Below are 17987 nucleotides of genomic sequence, written 5' to 3'. Positions count from 1 at the left end.
CGCGGGGGGGAGTCGACGCCAGGCCGCCCTGGGGACCGCGATACCTACGCGGTCGTCTCGGGCTCCGGCTGCACGGGAGCAGCGGCGGCATCGCGGGCGGAGACCTTGCTCGCGTTGCGGCGCGGGAAGAAGCGGCGCCAGGCCAGCGCGATGCCCGTGTACACGAGGACCGTGCCGCCGAACGAGGCAATGGCCGCGATGAGCTGGCCGAGCCAGCCGAAGGCCTCGCCGGTGTGGAGGAAGCGCAGCCACGTGCGCAGCTTGCGGCCACTGTTGAAGTCCGCGTAGCCCTCCTGCTTCGCGACCTGGCCGGTGAAGGGGTCCAGCGACACCTGCGTCGTGGCGAAGAGGGGCCACGCGTTCCGCTCGCGGATGGAGAAGGTCAGGGCGTCGACTCCGCCGCCGCGCGACTCGCCGTTGCCACGGCCGCCGCCTGGCGCACCGTCGGCGCCACGGCCCTCCATGCCCTGCGGACCACGCGCGCCCTGCCCCTGCGCACCCTGCGGGCCACCCGGACGCTGGCCGCCGCCCAGGCGCAGCGTGATGGACGTCCACTCCGGAGTGCCCTTGCGCGCCTCCGCGAAGAGCGCGTCCAGCTTCATCCGCTGCGCTCCCGGCGCGGGAGGCGTCACCTTCACCGACGCCGAGCCCGGCGGGCCCTGGTTCGCGGGCGGCGCATTGCCCGTCACCTTGAACACCAGGTCCGACGCCCACCGGTACGAAATCACCATGCCCGACGCGGTGAGCACGATGATGACCGGCAGCGACCAGAAGCCGATGACGTTGTGCCAGTTCCAGTCGCGCGCCTTGCCCTTCAGCCCGCTCCGGAACCACAGCGACGGCCGCATCGCGCGCAGCGTCCACTTGCGCGGCCACCACAGGTACAGGCCCGACACGGCGAGGAACAGGAAGATGATGTTGCTCGCGCCCGTCAGCGCCTTGCCCACCGCGCGGCTCTCACCCTCCGCGGCGAGCCACCGGTGCAGCTCCTCGTTCACATGGAAGAAGTCGCGCCACCCCTGCGCGCCGCCCTCCTTCACCTCGCCCGTGTACGGATTCACGTAGACGAGGCTCTCGCGGCCCAGGTTCACCATCACCGCCGCGTCGGGCTCCGGGTACACGGTGATGCCCGAGGGCTGCGCCTCCGGACGCGCCGCGCGCACGCGGGCCACCAATTCGTCCACGGGCAGCCGGGCCGCGTCCGCCGCGGGCACCTGCACGTGCCGCGCGTCACGCTCGGCCCATTCGACAATCTGGGACTCGAACGCAATCGCCGTTCCCGTCAGCGACATGACCCCGATGACGAGCCCGGCGACGAGGCCCACCACCAGGTGGATCCAGAAGATGACATTGCGGAACGTGCGATTCATGGACGGGCAGACTCGTCGCGAGCTCACGCGCTCGCGGCTGGAACTCGCGGGGATGAACGGGCCGGGGGGAGGCCCGGGGCTTCACTTCAGGGAGAACTCGACGGGAATCTCGATGATGACGCGCACCGGCCGGCCCTCGCGCCCGAGCGCCGGGCTGAAGCGCCACCGGTTGACCGCGGCGATGGCCGCCGAGTCGAGCGCGGGCACGGAGCGGATCACCTTCGTGTTCTCCGGCTCCACCTTGCCGTCCGTGCCGACGATGATGCGCACCACCACCAACCCCTGAACCCCGTCCGAGCGCGCGCTGCGCGGGTACTCCGGCGCCACCTGCTTGAGCACCGCCGGAGGACGCGACACCTGCTTCAACCCCAGGGCCTCACCCGTCCCGCCCGAGGCACCCACCACCCCGCCCTGCGCTCCACCGACGACGCCGCCCACCACGCCACCGACGACAGAGCCCACGCCCGTGTCGGCACCCGCCACCGCGGCCGGCTCGGCGGCCGGAGTCTCCGGCTCGGGCGGCGTCTCGGCGACAGGAGGCTCCGGCACCGGCTCGGGCTTCGCCTCCACGGGCTCGGGAATCGGCTTCGGCACGGGCGCGGTGAACTGGCGCTCCACGGGCCGCGCGACGCGCGCATGGGTCGGGCGCTGGGCCTTCTCCTGGGCGGCGCCACCCTTCGGGGGCGCGGGCGGCGGAGGCGCGAACGTGAGGAACACCAACTCCGGCTCCGGCTCCGCGGGGGCCTTCACCGGCGCGGACGGCAGCATCACCGCGCCCGCGACCACCCCTGCGTGGAGGGCCACGGCGACCACCAGGGCCTGGCCCCAGCGCTTCGACACGGCCTCTCCCGGCGCCGCCTCCCCCATGCGGAACAACGCCGCCTGGGACGAAGGCTGAGACTTCGCGCGCTCCGTCGAAGCGACGCGCTCGTCCACCACCGCCGGAAAGTCGAAATTGAGAATCGTTCTCATTTTCACCCTAGCAATGGATACTCCCTGAGCAGGCCAGCCGTCAACGGGCGCGTTCAGTGGGGCCGCACTTTGAGTATGAGGCTGTCGCGCGCCGACAGCGGTCCTGTCACCTGGGCGAATGGGGTGCACGCGCCACGCTTATAGCCGCGTGAAGGACCAGCTCACCGCGCGGCCCCCCGAGTACGGCATGACCCCGTGGAAGGGGCGCACGTCGTCGTCGAACACCAGCGGCAGGAAGTGCCGGTCTCCGTCCCAGAGGTTGAGCTTCGGCAGGTCCACCACGGGGACCCAGGACAGCGAGCCCTCCGGGTTGCGCTCCAGCGGCGTGCCCTCGAAGCGGTCGATGCGGAAGACGAAGCCGAGCCAGTCCTCGCCCTGCTTGCCGAAGCCGGGCCACGAAATGGTGCCGCGCAGCACCATCTCCACGCACTCGATGCCGGCCTCCTCGCGAATCTCGCGGCGCATGCACGCGGCCACGTCCTCGTCGCGGTCCATCTTCCCGCCCAGGCCGTTGTACTTGCCGTATAACGGCCTTCGGCTTCATGGCGGTGCGACGCACGTTACAACCCCCTGTAACTACTGCACGTTTCGAGTCATGGCGAGGTGAGCCTGCGGGGCAGCGGGAGGCGGTGTCACGCCAGTGTCCCGCGCCCGAGGAAGTGCTTCAACTGCGCGCCGAAGCGCGGCGAGTTCGGCGGCATGGTAGTGGCGAGCCGTTACCTGGGGGCTGGAGTGCCCGAGCATCACCTGGGCGAGGCGCAGGTCCCCCAGCAACGTCGCGCAGGTGCTGCGCAGGTGCTTGAAGGTCATGTCGAGAGGAATGCCTCGCGGCAGGACAGAGGCGCCGCACTTCGCGCACGGCTTCGCAGCCTTGACGGGCGTCTCCTCCACGTGGCCACAGCGGCACGCCAGCCGCCACCCCTTAACCAGGTTGGCGCGCACGAGGGCACGCCGGAAGCTGTCATGGGCCCGGAAGTTGCCGTGCGTCCGCATCCGGCCGTCGCGGGTCGGAAACACCAGCGAGCTGCGTGCCTCGGCGCGTGCTTGACGGAGTTCTTCTGCCAACCACGACGGCAGAGGCACAACGCGCTCCTTGCGGCCCTTGGTGGTGCCACGGTCGTAGCTGCGCCGGATATGGAGCAACTCCTGCTCAAGGTCGACGTCCTCCCAGCGCAGCCCGGACACCTCCCCTTTCCGAAGGCCACACCACGCGGCCACCAGGAAGAGCAGACGCCACGGTCCAGCCACCGCCAGGAGCGCCTGAAGTTGGGGCGCCGTCAGCGCGCGCGGCGAGCGCTTCGGGACGTCCACCTTCGAAGCTTCTGAGACGGGGTTGTCTCCGCGGTAGATGCGAGCCCGCCATGCCCACGTGTAGACGGCGCTCACACGAATCAGTGCCTGCTGCACGGTGCCAGGAGCCAGTTTCTTGCCGAGGCGCGCGGCGAGCGCGTCGATGTCTGCCGGGGTGATCTCCTGCAACAGCTTCCGACCGATGTTCGGCTCCAAGTGCTTCGAGAGGTACACCTCGATTTGCGGGTAGCTAACGAGGTGGCTCACGGTCTCCCGGTAGCGCCGCGCGGCTGCGGCAAAGGTGAGGAACTCTGCCGGGGCCGCAGTCGTGACGCCGGTACGAACCCCATACGCGCGCTGGGCCGCCTCCTGCGCGTAGCGCTCGGCCTCCGTCTCGGTCCGCGCAGGCGTCCGCTCCTGGCGGCGCTCACCGTCGGCACCGGTGTAATCAATCCACCAAGTGCCGTTGCGTGGCGCCTCCTTGCGCTTGCCGGCGAAGCCCTTCTTCGGGCGGAAGTACGCGCGGGCCATGGCTCAGCGGCTCCCTTTCTCCCGGGCTGCTACCCACGCCTTGATGGCGGCGGGGTTGAAGCGTACCGCCGTGCCCAGCCGAACGACTGGTAACGTGCCAGAGGCGACCTGCTCGCGCACCCACGTCTTGCCCATTCTCAAGAAGGCGCAGACGTCTTCGAGCGTCCACAGCCCCTCGGGCTGCGCCTCGTCGGACTTCACGAGCCGCAGTCCGCCCGGTGTTGGTGAATCACAGTTGCCCATGTGCTCGCCCCAGTTGCTCATGCTCGATGACCCGCTGAACACTTTATCAGGCCTGACCCCACGCAATAGGCAGGGGCCGTGCCAGCAGTTCGCACTCGGAGTCTTAAGCGCGCACCGTCCAGAGTGACGGACACCGCATCCACAGCAGTGACAGAGTTGCAGAGGGGAGCGCCGTGCCCGGCGTCTCGGCTCTGAGCAGGCTGGAGCTGGGCGAGCATGGCAAACTCCCGGAAAGACGGCGCGCGACGGCCACGGTTAGAGAACCGTCGCGAGCCGGAACGCTGGACGATGGATCACCGCAGTGCCACCGCCAGCGCTCTGAATTCTGTGGGATTCCTGGCCGCTAACCGTGAACTGCTCGGTCCAGGTACTGCGTGCGTCACCGTGCAAGGTGCATCCGCTGTGCGGGCGCTGTCAAGTGCAACTGGATGGCATGCACGCGACGTCGACGGAGTAGCGAGTCACCGACGAGCTTCATCCGCGAGCGCGTCGACCTCTTGGCACAGTTGAATGAGCCCTGCGTCGAACGCAGCACGCGTCTCGCTCTGCTCCTTAGCCTGAGCGTTTCGCAGTTCCTGCAGCCGCTGCTTCGACATGCGGCCCTTCGCATGAGCCTGCTCCGCGCGGTACAGCTCCTCACCGTGCCGCGCCATCATGAGGCGCATCGTCTCGTCGTAGGCTCGATGCCGGGCCCGAAGCCGTTCCCGGTCCATGGGGAGGAATTCCTCGGGCACCTGGCCCCAGTAGCAGCGCTTCAGGGGCGAAGCTCGTGATGCGCGCACCAGGAGGACTGTCCCACCTCCAAGGGCAGCGAGGCCGGCCAGCCCCCACAGCAAGACCTTCTTCAGTCGCGAGCACGCCACCTACGCCTCATCCGGATGCGACGCGTGCGTCTCCGTGCCGCAGACGCGGCAGGCGTATGCATTGCCGCAGTTGCAGACGACACGCTCGGTGTCTCCGCAACACCTCGGGACGTCTCGTCTAGCAGCCGGCGGCGCGAGTGGCTGTGGACGCTGTCGTCGGTGGCGCGCGGCAATCACGGTCGCCTCCGGTCGATGCTCATCGGGACAGGTTCCTCGTCCTTGATGGGCAGGTAGCAGCCACCCTTGTACTCAGCCGAGCCCTTCGGGCAGTCGGGCGCCGACTCCGCGAGGCGAGCCCAGCAGCCGCCGTTGATGGCGTGGTAGCCCCTTGGGCATGGCGGCGTGTCCTGCCCCAGGAGAGGCCGTTCCGGTAGGAGGACGCGCTTATTCACTGTCATGGGCTTCGGCGTCGAGCTGAACTGGTTGATGTCCGTCAGCCAAAGCGTGTCCGGCGTGCCGGGCTCGAACTCCACCACCGTCCGCGCCTGGCGCGGCGGCGAGTTGACAGCAACCGGCCAGAAGAACAGCGCCACACCCGCGGCGAGCGCGGCGCCCGGCAGCGCCCAGCGCCACCATGCCGGACGGGCGGGCGCCCGCGGGGCAACGACGGAGGGCACGAGAGGAGCCTGTGGCAGGGCAGTTCGGGACTGCGGCGTGGCCTTCAGGTGGGCCGCCAGTTCCGGGCGGTGCGCCACCGTGCGCAGGAGGTTCGCCGCATCCTCGAGCGCCGGCACGAGGTCGTTGGGCTGCCCATCGCGTACCTCCACGGTCAGGCTCCTCGGCGCGTCTCCCGTGCTCACGAGCACCTCCAGCCCAGCGGGGAGCGGCTCCGCATCCCCGCGCGTGTACGTCTGTACGACGGCCGGAGTGCCGAGGGCGCGCTCCACCGCGAGGTACACCCGGGCGTACCCGGGTACGTCCCGCAGGCGCGCGGCGTAGTGATGCTGGGCGGTGCCGTCCGTTCGCCGTCCACATCCTGACGTTTTGCGGTCGTCCTTATTCATGACGCTCCCATGCTCTCGGCTGCTCACCTACTTGCCGCCCTTCTTCGGAGGTTTCTCCGCGACCTGCGGCTCGGAGATGTCCACCAACCGGCGGAGCGCATCCGCCAACAGAGCCCGCTCGTCACCTGCGTAGGCGCGCGCGGCCAGGGCACGCACTCGCTCCGGACCGACAACCTGTCGCGCGGCGTACAGGTCGAGCCCGTCTGTCCAAATGAGCTGCCCTAGTTCCGTCCGCGTCAGCTCCTTGTTGGAAGGGTCCTTCTGCTCCTCGGCCAGCGCATCCAACAGTTCCTGGTTCTCCGACTTCGTCAGGCGAAGGCCCAGCGGCTCTTCGCGCTTCTCCGGCCTCTTGTACTGCGCCACGGCGGCACCTCGCGTCACGGGTCCCCTCCATGTAGGCGTCCGGCGGCATGCCGGTCAATGCTGGCACACCGTAAGCGATTCGCTTGCGGACCGCTAGCGCATCGCTTATTAATGGCTTCCGAAGTGACGGCGGACGGACGGGGCTCCCGGGAGGGAGAGGGGCGAAGGGCGGGCGCGAGTCGGGTGGCCGACGAGGACGCCGAGGCGACGAAGCATGCTCAGGGGGTGGCAGATGGCTGGAGAGATGACGGAACAGGAGAAGCAGGACGCGGTGAACTCGCTGTTCGAGGGCCCGCGCCGCAAGGTCCGCCCGGCGAAGTGGCCCCGTGCGCTGGCGCGTGAGCTGCTGGCGTCGGTGGAGTTCTACGGCGAGCCGGAGGACTGGCCGGAGGGGTTCTACGAACAGCTCCAGTTGGCCGTGAAGAACGACCCAACGGCGGCGTAGCCCACACGCCTCCCCTGCGAGGCCGCCCGCCGGAGCGCTTCCGGCCCTTCCCTCCCATTCACCGGTTTCAGGAGGCGTCATGGCGACGCTGCTGGCGGAGCTTTGCGAAATCGTCGAGGAGCGCGCCGAGCCGGGCCCCTGGCTGCGCCGGGCGCTGCTGGGCCTGGAGTCCCGCGCCGAGGCCGCAGGCGTGCGCACGTGGCACGTGGAGCGCGGCGCCTACGCGGTGCTGCTGCTGGGCGCAGTGGTGGCCGAGCACGGCGCGAAGCTGGGCGCTGTGCCCGCCTGGGAGACGCTGCGCACCGTGGCGGGCCTGGGCTTCTCGCTGGCGGCGCTGCTCTACGGCGCCGAGCTGGACAGCATCAGCGCCCGCGAGCGCGAGCAGGCAGAGGCTGAGGGGCGCGAGCCCGTACGCGTGGAGTGCTCCCCGCGCGCCGCGCAGCTCCGGCTGGCGCTGCCGTGGCTGGGCCTCGGGGCGCTCGCAGCCGCCTTCGGGTGGGTGGGTGCCGTCGCCCTCGCGTGGCGGACGGCGTACCCCCACTGGCGCCGCTGGTACCGCGCCCACCGCCCGCTGGGCCGTGCCCACTGGGTGACCCAGCCCACTGCGGTGACGTGCGGACAGGCCTGCGTTGCCGCCCTGACGGGGCAGCCGGTGGAAGCCGTCTGCGAGCGCATGGGGTGGACGCGCGTCGGTGACTACGGGCTCTGGCTCGCGCTGCAAGAGGCGGGACTCGAGCTGGTGCGCGAGCGAGGCACAGGCCCGCTCCCGGCACGTGCCGTCCTCTACCTGCGCCTACCCTCCGGACAGGGCCACTGGGCCGTGTGGGACAGCCGAGTCCTCGACCCGGACCAGGGCGAGATGTCCTGGGCGGACGCGACGGCGCGCTGGCGACAGCTCGGCCACGTCCTCCTCTGGCACCACGAGGTGCGCCCGTGGACGGGGCCGCGCGTGGACGTCTCCGAGCAGCTCGCGGACTATCGCGCCGCGCTCTCTCAGGGAGTGCTTGAGGACGGCGCCTCCGAGCTGACGAGCGCCGAGCGCGTGGCCGCCGCCGAGTCCCTCGTGTGCCACTGGGCGCTCCGCGAGGCTGCTGGGGACTCCATGGCGAAGCGCTACCTGCCCAGCGCCCGGCGCATGTTGGCGCGTTTCCAGTCGGAGGCTGCGTAGCCATGGGCGCGCGGAATAAGACGACGACGGCTGCCGAGGTGCGCACCGGGCAGGTGCGCACGGGCGGAACTTCGCACTGGTCTCGTGTGCTCGTGGGGGCGCTGGGGCCACGCGGGCGGTTCGCCGTCTACGCGTGGAGCGCTGCCGGTGGCGGGAAGTGGTCCCCGCTGCGCTCGGCACTGGGTGCGGCGCGCATCGCGGAGACGTGGCCGACGGTGGAACGCGAGGGCCACGCGCTCCCCGAGCCCTCGCCAGAGACGACGCCGGAGCAGTACGTGCCCCTTTCCGCGCTCGCGGAGCTGGTGGAGGCGTACGCGAGGGAACACGAGGCCAAGGCTGACGAGCACGAGGCGGCCGTCAAGAGCGCCCAGCATGGCGAGGAGGAGGAGCGAAACGCCCGCGCGATGGAGGCCGAGTGGGGCCTCGCGCAGGGCGCCCGCGCGGTGTTCGCCCTCACGCAGGCACGCTGGGGCAAGAAGACGGAGGGCGGACGATGAGCTGCACGAGCAACGCGCCCGTGGGCGAGCTCGGCGACGTCTGCCGCCGGCTGCGCGCCTTAGAGGAGTGGTGGCATCCCGAGCAGGGGGATGCCATTCGCGAGGCGCTGGCCGAAGCGGCGGGACTGCCAGAGCGCCAGGCCGCGGCGCGGGAGATGAAGCGCGCCGCCGAGGACGTGTTGCACAACCTCACGCCCGACAGCGCCCAAGCCACGCAGGCGCGCTGGCGCGAGATGCAGGCCACCGTCACGCGCGCGAGCAACGCGCTGCTGGAGCTGCATGCGACGGAAGTGTCGCTGGTGAGCTTCTTCGGCGTGGAGTTGTGGCGGGCGCGGAAGCAGCACTGGGATGCCGGGCTCGCCGCGCTCAACGCCATGGAGCGAGAGGTGGCCGCGTCATGACCTGTCCCGCTCCCGTCCGCCTCCGTGTCCGCGTCGGGCTCCGACTGTCCGACACCGCCATGGCGTGGCGCCCTTGCGCGCTGACGTCTCCGGACTGCCGGCGCGTTGTGGAAGCGAGCGGCACGGTGAGCGGCGCGGGCGAAAGCTGGGACGTGCGCGATGTCGAGGTTCCACACGCGGACCTCGCCGAGCTTTCGCGCGACGAGGAGCGGCGGCTGCGCGCGGCAGTGGAAGAGGCGCTCGTGGACGCGGTCGAATGTCAGACCCATTAGGTAGTGCATTAATTAACAACCTAGGAGGACATCAATGCGGAATGGCAATGAGGTGGCTGCTGGTTCGGGTGCGCTCGTGCGACAGGAGTTCGGCGCTCAGTCGCTGGAAGTCCGTGCGGAGACGGCGAGTGCGGCCGTCGCGGCTCAGGCACAGGCGGCCGTGCAGGCCCGGTACATCATGGCCCTGCGCAACCCGCGCGACTGGGACGTGGTGCGCCAGCGGCTCATGAAGGAGTGCGACCGGCCCGGCTTCGCGGAGGTGGCGCGCTACTCGAAGCCTGTCGGGGACGGCACCATCGATGGCCTCTCCATCCGGTTCGCCGAGGCGGCGCTTCGGTGCATGACGAACTGCCTGCCGGAGACGAGCATCATCTACGAGGACGATGAGAAGCGCATCGTTCGCGTGTCGCTCACCGACCTGGAGTCCAATCTCACCTACTCCAAGGACATCCTCGTCAAGAAGACAGTGGAGCGGAACTACGTCCGTGACGGCCAGGTGGTGTTGAGCGAGCGGACCAACACGCGCGGCAAGAAGGTGTACCTCGTCCAGGCCAGTGATGACGAGTTGCTCAACAAGCAGGCCGCGCTGGAGTCCAAGGCACTGCGTGGCCACGTATTGCGCGTCCTGCCGGGAGACATCGCCGATGAGGCCGAGGAGCGCGTGGAGCAGACGCTGAAGAAGCGCGCCCAGCAGGACCCGGCCGCCGAGCGCAAGCGCATCATCGACGCCTTCGGGCAGGTAGGCGTGCCGGTGGAGGAGCTGAAGTCCTATGTCGGAAAGCCCTTCGAGCAGCTCACTCCGGCCGAACTGGTGGAGCTCCGGAAGGTGCACACGAGCGTGAAGAACGGCGAGGCCCGCTGGCCTGACCTGCTCGAAGCGCGGACGGGCAAGTCTGCGAAGCCCACGGCGCCGACGGCTCCAGGTGCCAGCAACGACGCCCCCCCTCCGGGTGGCTCCGAGGCAGTGGCTCCCACGGGACAGAGCGCTGAGACGTCGCCTGTCGAGGGACGCGACCCGCTCGACCTGCTCGACACGGCCATTACTGGGGCGACGGATTCGCGAGACCTGGACGGGCTCTCCCGGCAGGTGGCCGCCATCCCGAAGGAGAACCCTCGCCGCGCCGAGCTGGGCACCAAGCTCAATACGCGCCGCCGTGAGCTGAAGGAGATGGGCAAGTGAGACTGTCCATGTCCGGGATGGAGCGGGCCGACGCCTGTCCACCCTCCCTTGTCCTTCCCCAGTCTCGGACGATGAGCAGCGCCGCCTTGCTGGGCACCATCATCCACGAGTACCTCGCCAACGTCAGCGCACTCGGAGTCCCCGAAGCACTGGCCCGAGTGCCCGAGGAGCACCTCGCGAGCTGCGAGGCCATCGACCTGTCGCGGCTTCCCGCATGCGAGCCCGAGGCGTACGCGTCCGAAGTTGCCTTCCTCTACGACGTGAAGGCGGACACCGCCCGGGAGTTGGGGCGCGGGCTCGGCCGCGACTACCCCGCGCACGAGCCGTGGCAGGTTCCGGGCACCGCGGACGTGGTGGGCGTCACGACCGAGTCCGTCATCGTCATCGACTACAAGACGGGCTGGGCTCCCGTCGCGCCGGCGGCGAGCAACATGCAGCTCGCCGCGTACGCCCTCGCCGCCGCCCGTGCCTACGGACGGACGCGGGCCACCGTCGCTATCTGCCGCATCCATGAGGGCGAGGCATGGTGGGACAAGGCGGACCTCGACGAACTGGACCTTGAAGCCGCCGCCGCGCGCTTCCGCGACGTCTTGGCCCGTGCCGAGGAAGAGGCGGCCCGTGTTGCAGCAGGCCATGCCCCACGTACCGTGGAGGGCGCACATTGCCAGTTCTGCCCGGCATTCGCCCACTGCCCGGCCAAGACATCGCTGGCGCGTGCCCTCGGCGGTGGCGAACCGTTGATGCTCTCGCCACTCACCCTGGAGACGTTTCCTGCCGTGCTAGAGCGGCTGGAGGCCGCCGAGGAAGTGCTGCACCGCGTACGCGCGAGCCTCGATGACTTCGCCCGCTCGACCCCTGTCCCTCTGTCGAATGGGGAGGTGTACGGCGTCGTCACGCAGACGCGGGAGACGCTAGATGCCCAGCGCGCCGCCATCCTCCTGACCGAGCGCTTCGGCCCGGACGTTGCCCGACATGCTGTCCGCACAGAGGCCACGTGCACGAAGGCCCACCTCAACGAGGCGCTTCGGTCCTGGATGCGCGAGCACCCAGGCCACCGCCTGACGAAGTTGGTGGACGAAGTGCTGGAAGGGCTCCGCAAGGACGGGGCTGTGACGGTGCGACGCACGAACCTGGTGAAGCGGCATCGGCCGCAACACGCAGCCGCCGACGCGGCCTGACGTTGTCGGTGCGCGGGCGCCGGCATTGTGCCGGGGTGGGGCTCAAGGCCCCAGCACCACCGCCTGCGCACCTGCTGCCTCATGGGAGGCGGCACCCCGCGCCCGTACGGGCGGGGCCTTGTCGTGGAGGTGGGCGGGCCAGCAGCCCTCGGGACTGTCTGGACCGAACCGTCCACCGCCACACCCGCCGGGCGGTCCGGCGGGGCTGTTCTCACGGCGCGCACATCGCGCGCCACCGGGGGCGGCAGGGATTTCCCCCCTGCCCTGCCGCTCCCGGGCTTTTCAGCAGCACCACCGCGGACTCAACAGCGCACGCCCACCTCGACTTGCCGGTGCAACTCCGGCCCGCGGTCTCGGTCCAGCCGCAGTCCCCAAAGGAGAAGTGATGTTTGCCTCGTTGTTGTTGCTCGCGACGCTCGCGAGCACTCCCATCACCCCGGCAGACCGGGTGGTATTCGGCGACATCCACACGTCGTCACGAAACCCGGCCATCTCACGAGTGGAAGCCGTGGCCATTCGTGGCGGGCAGGTGGTTGCAGCCGGCAGCGCTGCGAAGGTCCAGGCGTACGTGGGCCCGAGCACCGCCGTGGACGACCAGCGCGGGCTTGGAACGGTCGTCACGCCGGGATTCGTGGAAATCCACGACCACTTCCGCCCCCCTTTCCAGCCGGGCGACGTGTGCCCGGTGTTCTTCCCTGGCACGCAGGAGTTGAACACCGACCCCGAGTACCAGGAGGCGGTGGACGCTGCACAGTGGTGTGCGGCCAACCTCTTCGCTCCTGGCCAACCGATGGTGCAGTTGGTCGGCCCCAGGTTCTTGATTGGAAGCCGTGGCCGCTTCCCACGCGGAGACCTCACCGTGGCAGCGCCGCTGAATCCGGTGGTGGCCTTCCAGGCGTTGGAGGGCCACGGTGTCACGGCCAATGAGGCCGCCTTCGATGCCGCTGGACTCGGGTATGCAGCGGGCTCGCCTGACCCGTACATGGGCTACCTGGGCCGACTGCCCTCAGGCGCCGCCGACGGCCATATCCAAGAGATGGCCGAGATTCCCTTCTTCCGCATCACCGGGTCCCGCATCCCGGTTGAGACGAAGAGGGAGCAGTACCGGGTGTGGGCGAACACCGCGCTCGGACAAGGAATCATCTACGCGATGGAGATTCCGTTCGACGGCTTCGCCGCCGAGACGATGCCCATCGTCGATTCGGTGCAGCACCCCGTGGAGATCGACACCGCGTGCCTCCTGTTGTCGCCCACGGAGAAGTGCCCCGTCCGTGCCTTCATGCGCGCTGGGAGGGTGCAGTGGGTGAAGGCCTTTGCAGACGGTGCCATCGCGGCATGCGGTGGCGCCTCTGATTACCCGTACGTGAATCCGGAGCTTTGCCCGTCGGTCGGCGCGGGCTGGCGTGGACGCCTCAACCTGTCGAACCAAGAGTTGGAGGCCCGGATGCGGAGCACGCTCGCGAATGGCCAGTGCCTGATGATTCACGCATGGGGCCGCCGCGCGGCCCGGCAGATTGCCCTCGTCGCCGCCGCGGTCGAGCTCGACACGGGCAAACGACTCTGCATGTCCGTGGAGCACTTGGCGATGAGCGACCGCGCCTCGCGGTTGTTGCTGCGGGCTGTCGGTGCGGACGTGGTCGTAAATCCGCCTCACTGGACCTTCATGGACTATATGAAGCCCTACCACGACGCGCGCGAGCTGGACCACGCGGAGCTGTTCGCGACGCTCAAGCGCGAGGGCTTCACCGTGGGCGCCGGTGGCGACACGTTCAGCGCGCCGGAGGCTCCGCTTCGGCAGATTCTCAGAATGGTCTCTGAAGTCCGCCCCGAGGAGCGCCTGACGGTCGCGGAAGCGGTGGAGGTCTTCACCCGAGGGTCCGCCCAGGTGCGCCGCCTGCACGACCTGGGAACGTTGGACGTGGGCAAGGCGGGTAGCTACATCGTCATCAGCAAGGACATCTTCGGCCACCCCGAAGACCTGCCCTCGGCCACGGTGCTGAAGACGGTCATCCGGGGCGAGCTCGCGCTGCCGGTCCCTCCGCCCGCGCAGTAGCCCTCTCCCTCCCCTGACTTCAGCGCGGGCGGTGCTGTGCCGGCCGCCCGCGCATCTCTCCGCTGTCCCCGAGGTACCCATGACGCTGTGTGCAGACCAGACGCTGGAGCTGCGGCAGGCCAAGGATGAGCTGACCACCACGCGGGTTGCCCTCCATGACACCCGCGAGGAACTGGCGAGACTGCGCGCCCAGGCGGAGTCCAACGCCAGGCTGGACCAGGAGCGAGCGCGGGAGGTCGAGCAGGAGCTGTCCACCCTCCGCGAGGAGAAGGCCACTCTCGGCGCGCAGCTCGCGAAGATGCAGGAGCGAGCCTCCATCTTGGAGACTCAGCTCGACCAGGTTGTCACGGTGGCCCAGGTGGGAGCCGCGCACGACGAGGTGACGCGGGACGCTCTCCGCGAGCAAGTGAGGAACCTCGACGGGGAATACGCCGCGCTCCAGGTCCAGGTGGCGGCGCTGGGCTCCGAGCGCGACGCCCTCCGCACGCAGGTGGCCGAACTGGAGGCCGCACTGGAGAGCGAATTGGTGCAGTGGAGCGCCGAGCGCTCGTGGTGCCGGCGGTGTCGTACCGAGACATCACAGTCGGTGGACGCCCAGGGCATACGCGTCCCGAAGCCGCACGCGCACTCAGATTCCTGCCCGCTCACGGCGAAGGCGCCCAACCCCACCCTGGCCGGGCTGCTGGAGGAGGTGGTTGAGGAGGTGGCAAACCACGACGATGGTCAGACGCTGGGCCACCACGACGAGGACGTTGCGTACAAGCAGGGCCAGCAGTGGGCCGCCCGCGAGGTGCTGAGGCGCTACCGCGCCGACGCCGACGCCGCGAAGTGCGGGAGGAGCTCCAGTCCAGAGCGGCATGCCCCGCTGTCCGCCGAGGATGAGGCGCTGCTGGCCGCCGCAGTGAAGCGCTACAGCCAGGGATCTCCTGCCACCGAAGACGCCCCGCGCTCGCGGTCCACTCCGCCCCCGCCCAGCCTGCCTCCGCTGGCCCTGGCGCCCCCCTCTACCGAGGGCCAGGACGTGGACTGGAGGGCCGTGCGGCTCGCGCTCGATGCGGCCGGCAAGCACGGCCACATCAGCGAGGCAGGTGCCGCCCTCCGTCGCCTCCAGCAGGAGCATTCGGCCTGCGTGCCCGGGGACCACGCCTACCGAGTCCTGGCTTGGGCTGCATGGCGGGCTGCCCAGCTCGGCGCCGAGGACATGCGCGAGCGGGCTGCCGAGGCCGTCCTGTCCGGGCCTGTGGACGAGACGCCGACGCGCGGTGAGCTGGCTGGGCGCATTCGCGCACTGCCCCTCGACGTGGACGCGCCCGCAGTCCTGCCCTCCTTCGCCGTCCAGCCTCTCAATCTCCGGGAAGAGCCCGGTGGCCGGCACGCCCTCCACCTCGACATCAACGGGGTGGAGCTCGCCCTCGTCGGCGACTACGACAGCCGGCAGTCGCGGCACCTGCTCTGCTACCTCTTCGCCTGCCCGGTGCTGTGCTTCCAGGTGGTGCGTGAGAGCAACCTCGTCACGGACATGGGCCGCCCGGCCGTCGTCACCGCGCCGCGTGCCGGGGAGGGCGGTCGTTGAGCATCTGCGAGCAGAAGCCAGCCGCCAAGGGACAGGTGTGGCGGGACAACGACTCGCGCAGGCTGCGACGGAAGAACGCGCCGACGCTGGAAGTCACCGCTTCCGACGGCAAGCCGGGCGGCTTCGCGGAGGGCATCCGCCATCCGTCAGGCCGGAAGACACGCGTCCGGCTGGACGAAGCCGGTCGGGTGCGGGGCTACACGCTGGTGAAGGATGCGGCCGCCCCGGCTGCCGAGTCGGAGAAACCAGAGCTGGTGCCAGACTTCCCCGAGCGGAAGTTCTGCGACTACCCGCTCGGGATGGTGCGCACGTGTCCCAACCGGGTTGCCGGCCCCGGCGAGCGCCGCTGCATCGAGCACGGCGGCATGCCGGGTGGCCTCTTAGCCCGAGAGCCCGTAGAGGGGAGCAGCCTGCATCCATGCGGCGTCGACCAGGACGACCTCCATGCGCTGCGCGCCGTCGTGCGCGCCCAGCACCCTCGCGGTGGCATGCAGCCGTCGACGTCCTGCGCGTGCGGAGCGCCAGGAGGCGGCCCGGCGTGGACGCCTGCGTGCCGCGCGCTGGCGGAGTTGCTGGAGCGCAGCGAGCGCCTCCGCCGGCCCGAGTCCGAGGAAGGTGCCGCGTGAACAAGAAGCAGGCGCGGCAGTACGTGTTCCGGGTGCTGGCGACGACGCTGGTGCAAGACCGGGGCAACGGTTCGGGGTGGTTGGAGCAGGACCCGGACACGGCGCAGGAACTATCCCCCGCCGACCAGGAGCGCGTGCTGGACGCGACGCACGAGGTGGAGGCGGAACTGCGCCGCCGCGGAGGTGCCGAATGAGCCGCCCCTTCCTCTGGGCCTTTGCCCTCGCGCTCTGGGCGCTGGTGGTACTCGCGGTGCTCCGCGAGTGGGAGTCCGAGCACCCACGGCGCCCGCCAGCGCTCGACGTGTCCGCGCCGTGCCGCGTGCTCCCGGAGGACTTCCGGCGATGAGCACGTCACGGCTCGGCGGGCCCGTCCGCTACACGCGCGAGGGCCGCGGTGTCTTCCACCTGCCGCTCGCCCGTCCGTGGACGTGGGCCCTCACCCACCACGGCATGTGGAGCGTCTTCCCCGAGGACGTGGAGCCCGCGCGGGCTGGCGTCCCGGCCCGGCGGCATGCCGTTCTCCCGCCGGAATCCTTTCTCGGGTGCTGGCTCGCCTTCTACGCGACGCGCGACTACGCCGCCGCCGCCGTGGAGTGGCTGCGCAAGGCCCACGGCCTGGAGGCGCCTGCCGGCGACATCCTCCCGGCCGACTGCTACGTGGCCGTGGCCCGGCTCGCCGAGGTGTCCACCGTGGGCAACGACTCCCGCGCCTTCGGCCGGGACGCGTGGTGGTGGCCGCGTGGCGTGGAGAGCCGTGGCACGGTGGCGTGGTGGCTGGAAGAGGTGCAGGTGTTCGAGCCGGTGCCAGCCGCGCCTGCGTCACGCCTTTCCCCGGTGGACGCGGAGCTGCTGCCGGAGCTACGCGAGCGCGCACGACTGGCCCGGGACGGCCTCTGGCGACCCGAGGTGTACCCGGTGCCTGCTGCGGTCCCCGTGGCCGCGCCCGCCCGCGAGGAGCCGCCCGCCCCTGCCCCTCCTCCTGCCCGTCCGCCGCCCGTGGTGGACGACAGGCCGGTACCGCCCATGCTGCACGTCGAGCAGCTCGGGCTGTTCGGCGAGGCGGCGCCAGCCGAGCGCCCAGCACCTGCAGCAGCATCGGAACGGGAGTCGCGCACGACGTGCCGGGACGAGCGGCAGCGGCATGGCCTCTCCGCCTGCAACGAGCCGTGGCACCTCCCCGAGGCGGGGGTTCGCGACGGATGGACACTGCCACCTGCGGCGCCAGACCGGCAGTGCGCGGAGCACCGCTGCCTGGGCGAGGCTGCCGGGCGTCTACGGGCCCTGCTCGCGGACGGCGCGTGGCACTCGCTGCCCGAGGTCCACGCCACCGTGGGCCCCCAGCGCGTCTACCGCGTCACGTGCTGGGGCGGCAGCCCGCGCCCGCCGGACGCCCACCAAGTGCCTGTGGCCCTCCGCGGTGATGGGCAGGGCGGCTGCTGGTACGCCACGTGGCCGGGAGCGCGCTGATGCTGCGCCACACCCTCACCACTGCCCTGGAGACGCTGCGCTACCGGGTGGCCTCCGGCGAGCCGAGTCTCCACACGGCACGGCACGGCACGGCGCCGGCTCCGTCTGGCTGAGCGCGCTGCCATCGAACTCGACAAGCTGCTGGACGCCGTGCGCTTCGGGTTCCCCCGCGAGTAGTTCCTCAACCCCTTCGCGAAGGGCCCGCCCCCACCGCCGCGCGAGGTGACGGCTTGGCGCGAGACGTGCGCACAGACCGCCCGGGGCATGGCGCCACCCGACCGTAGCGGCCTGGGCGGCTCCGCGTGGGACGACGTGGGCGGGCTCACGCGGCTGGGGAGGTCATCGGCCTGCTCACGCTCGCGATTCAACGACTGGCCCACATGCCGGGGGCGGCGCGGGGCAGCTGCTCCCGGGCTGTCGAATACCCGTCACCTGCGAAGCCAAGCGAGCAGGCAGAGCTGCTTCTTTGAGCCCCGTACAGGCGACCAGGA

Annotated in this window: 21 protein-coding genes; 13 read left to right on the top strand and 8 right to left on the bottom strand. The window is 70.4% G+C overall.

Translation table 11 applies throughout. The annotated features are described in order from the left end of the window. Positions 1–44: 44 nt before the first annotated feature. The 8 genes from ACVTJA_RS25945 to ACVTJA_RS25910 all read right to left on the bottom strand — a co-directional run bounded on the left by ACVTJA_RS25945 (position 45) and on the right by ACVTJA_RS25910 (position 6654). Positions 45–1370 carry a PepSY-associated TM helix domain-containing protein gene (locus tag ACVTJA_RS25945; RefSeq protein ID WP_465840045.1) on the bottom strand — a complete coding sequence of 442 codons (1326 nt, stop codon included), beginning with the start codon at positions 1368–1370 and terminating at the stop codon, positions 45–47. Between the two features lie 81 nt (positions 1371–1451). Then, positions 1452–2342 (bottom strand): energy transducer TonB, encoded by an 891-nt coding sequence (locus tag ACVTJA_RS25940; RefSeq protein ID WP_465840043.1) that lies wholly within the window; start codon positions 2340–2342, stop codon positions 1452–1454. A 138-nt stretch (positions 2343–2480) separates the two neighbouring features. Then, positions 2481–2837, bottom strand: a complete 357-nt coding sequence (locus ACVTJA_RS25935; protein ID WP_465840041.1) for an NUDIX hydrolase — start codon at positions 2835–2837, stop codon at positions 2481–2483. A gap of 81 nt (positions 2838–2918) precedes the next feature. Continuing rightward, positions 2919–4163 (bottom strand): tyrosine-type recombinase/integrase, encoded by a 1245-nt coding sequence (locus ACVTJA_RS25930; RefSeq protein WP_465840039.1) that lies wholly within the window; start codon positions 4161–4163, stop codon positions 2919–2921. Positions 4164–4166: 3 nt separating this feature from the next. After that, on the bottom strand, positions 4167–4427 hold the full coding sequence (locus tag ACVTJA_RS25925; RefSeq protein ID WP_465840038.1) for a helix-turn-helix transcriptional regulator: 261 nt from the start codon (positions 4425–4427) through the stop codon (positions 4167–4169). A gap of 440 nt (positions 4428–4867) precedes the next feature. After that, positions 4868–5119: a hypothetical protein gene (locus ACVTJA_RS25920; RefSeq protein WP_465840036.1), complete on the bottom strand. Its 252-nt coding sequence runs from the start codon at positions 5117–5119 to the stop codon at positions 4868–4870. 323 nt (positions 5120–5442) lie between these two features. Beyond that, entirely contained in the window at positions 5443–6273 is an 831-nt protein-coding gene (locus tag ACVTJA_RS25915) for a hypothetical protein (RefSeq protein WP_465840034.1), read from the bottom strand. A 27-nt stretch (positions 6274–6300) separates the two neighbouring features. Then, a complete protein-coding gene (locus tag ACVTJA_RS25910) occupies positions 6301–6654 on the bottom strand; it encodes a hypothetical protein (protein WP_465840033.1) in 354 nt (117 codons plus the stop codon). Between the two features lie 226 nt (positions 6655–6880). On the opposite strand from ACVTJA_RS25910, the gene ACVTJA_RS25905 reads away from it, so the two are divergent. The 13 genes from ACVTJA_RS25905 (at position 6881) to ACVTJA_RS25845 (ending at position 17496) form a co-directional block, all read left to right on the top strand. Next, positions 6881–7081 carry a hypothetical protein gene (locus ACVTJA_RS25905; protein WP_465840031.1) on the top strand — a complete coding sequence of 67 codons (201 nt, stop codon included), beginning with the start codon at positions 6881–6883 and terminating at the stop codon, positions 7079–7081. A gap of 79 nt (positions 7082–7160) precedes the next feature. Continuing rightward, positions 7161–8249, top strand: coding sequence for a hypothetical protein (locus tag ACVTJA_RS25900; protein WP_465840030.1), 1089 nt, complete (start codon positions 7161–7163; stop codon positions 8247–8249). Between the two features lie 2 nt (positions 8250–8251). Beyond that, the gene (locus ACVTJA_RS25895) at positions 8252–8746 is read left to right on the top strand and encodes a hypothetical protein (RefSeq protein ID WP_465840028.1); all 495 of its coding nucleotides are present in this window, start codon (positions 8252–8254) and stop codon (positions 8744–8746) included. Beyond that, entirely contained in the window at positions 8743–9147 is a 405-nt protein-coding gene (locus tag ACVTJA_RS25890) for a hypothetical protein (RefSeq protein WP_465840026.1), read from the top strand. The genes ACVTJA_RS25895 and ACVTJA_RS25890 overlap by 4 nt, the downstream gene beginning before the upstream one ends. Positions 9148–9272: 125 nt before the next feature. Then, positions 9273–9419, top strand: coding sequence for a hypothetical protein (locus tag ACVTJA_RS25885; protein WP_465840024.1), 147 nt, complete (start codon positions 9273–9275; stop codon positions 9417–9419). Positions 9420–9453: 34 nt separating this feature from the next. Continuing rightward, positions 9454–10599: a hypothetical protein gene (locus tag ACVTJA_RS25880; RefSeq protein WP_465840023.1), complete on the top strand. Its 1146-nt coding sequence runs from the start codon at positions 9454–9456 to the stop codon at positions 10597–10599. 8 nt (positions 10600–10607) lie between these two features. Then, entirely contained in the window at positions 10608–11777 is a 1170-nt protein-coding gene (locus ACVTJA_RS25875; protein WP_465840517.1) for a PD-(D/E)XK nuclease family protein, read from the top strand. A 385-nt stretch (positions 11778–12162) separates the two neighbouring features. Next, entirely contained in the window at positions 12163–13830 is a 1668-nt protein-coding gene (locus ACVTJA_RS25870) for an amidohydrolase family protein (protein ID WP_465840022.1), read from the top strand. 79 nt (positions 13831–13909) lie between these two features. Further along, on the top strand, positions 13910–15403 hold the full coding sequence (locus ACVTJA_RS25865) for a hypothetical protein (RefSeq protein WP_465840020.1): 1494 nt from the start codon (positions 13910–13912) through the stop codon (positions 15401–15403). Beyond that, on the top strand, positions 15400–16029 hold the full coding sequence (locus tag ACVTJA_RS25860; protein WP_465840019.1) for a hypothetical protein: 630 nt from the start codon (positions 15400–15402) through the stop codon (positions 16027–16029). Before ACVTJA_RS25865 ends, ACVTJA_RS25860 begins: the two co-directional genes overlap by 4 nt. Then, positions 16026–16223: a hypothetical protein gene (locus ACVTJA_RS25855; protein ID WP_465840017.1), complete on the top strand. Its 198-nt coding sequence runs from the start codon at positions 16026–16028 to the stop codon at positions 16221–16223. The genes ACVTJA_RS25860 and ACVTJA_RS25855 overlap by 4 nt, the downstream gene beginning before the upstream one ends. Beyond that, positions 16220–16375: a hypothetical protein gene (locus ACVTJA_RS25850; RefSeq protein WP_465840015.1), complete on the top strand. Its 156-nt coding sequence runs from the start codon at positions 16220–16222 to the stop codon at positions 16373–16375. The genes ACVTJA_RS25855 and ACVTJA_RS25850 overlap by 4 nt, the downstream gene beginning before the upstream one ends. Next, positions 16372–17496, top strand: coding sequence for a hypothetical protein (locus ACVTJA_RS25845; protein WP_465840013.1), 1125 nt, complete (start codon positions 16372–16374; stop codon positions 17494–17496). The genes ACVTJA_RS25850 and ACVTJA_RS25845 overlap by 4 nt, the downstream gene beginning before the upstream one ends. Positions 17497–17987: the final 491 nt, after the last annotated feature.

The sequence above is a fragment of the Pyxidicoccus sp. M6 genome (assembly GCF_055568925.1).
Note: the sequence above shows the minus strand (reverse complement) of the source record. Positions and strands in the feature narration are given on the sequence as shown.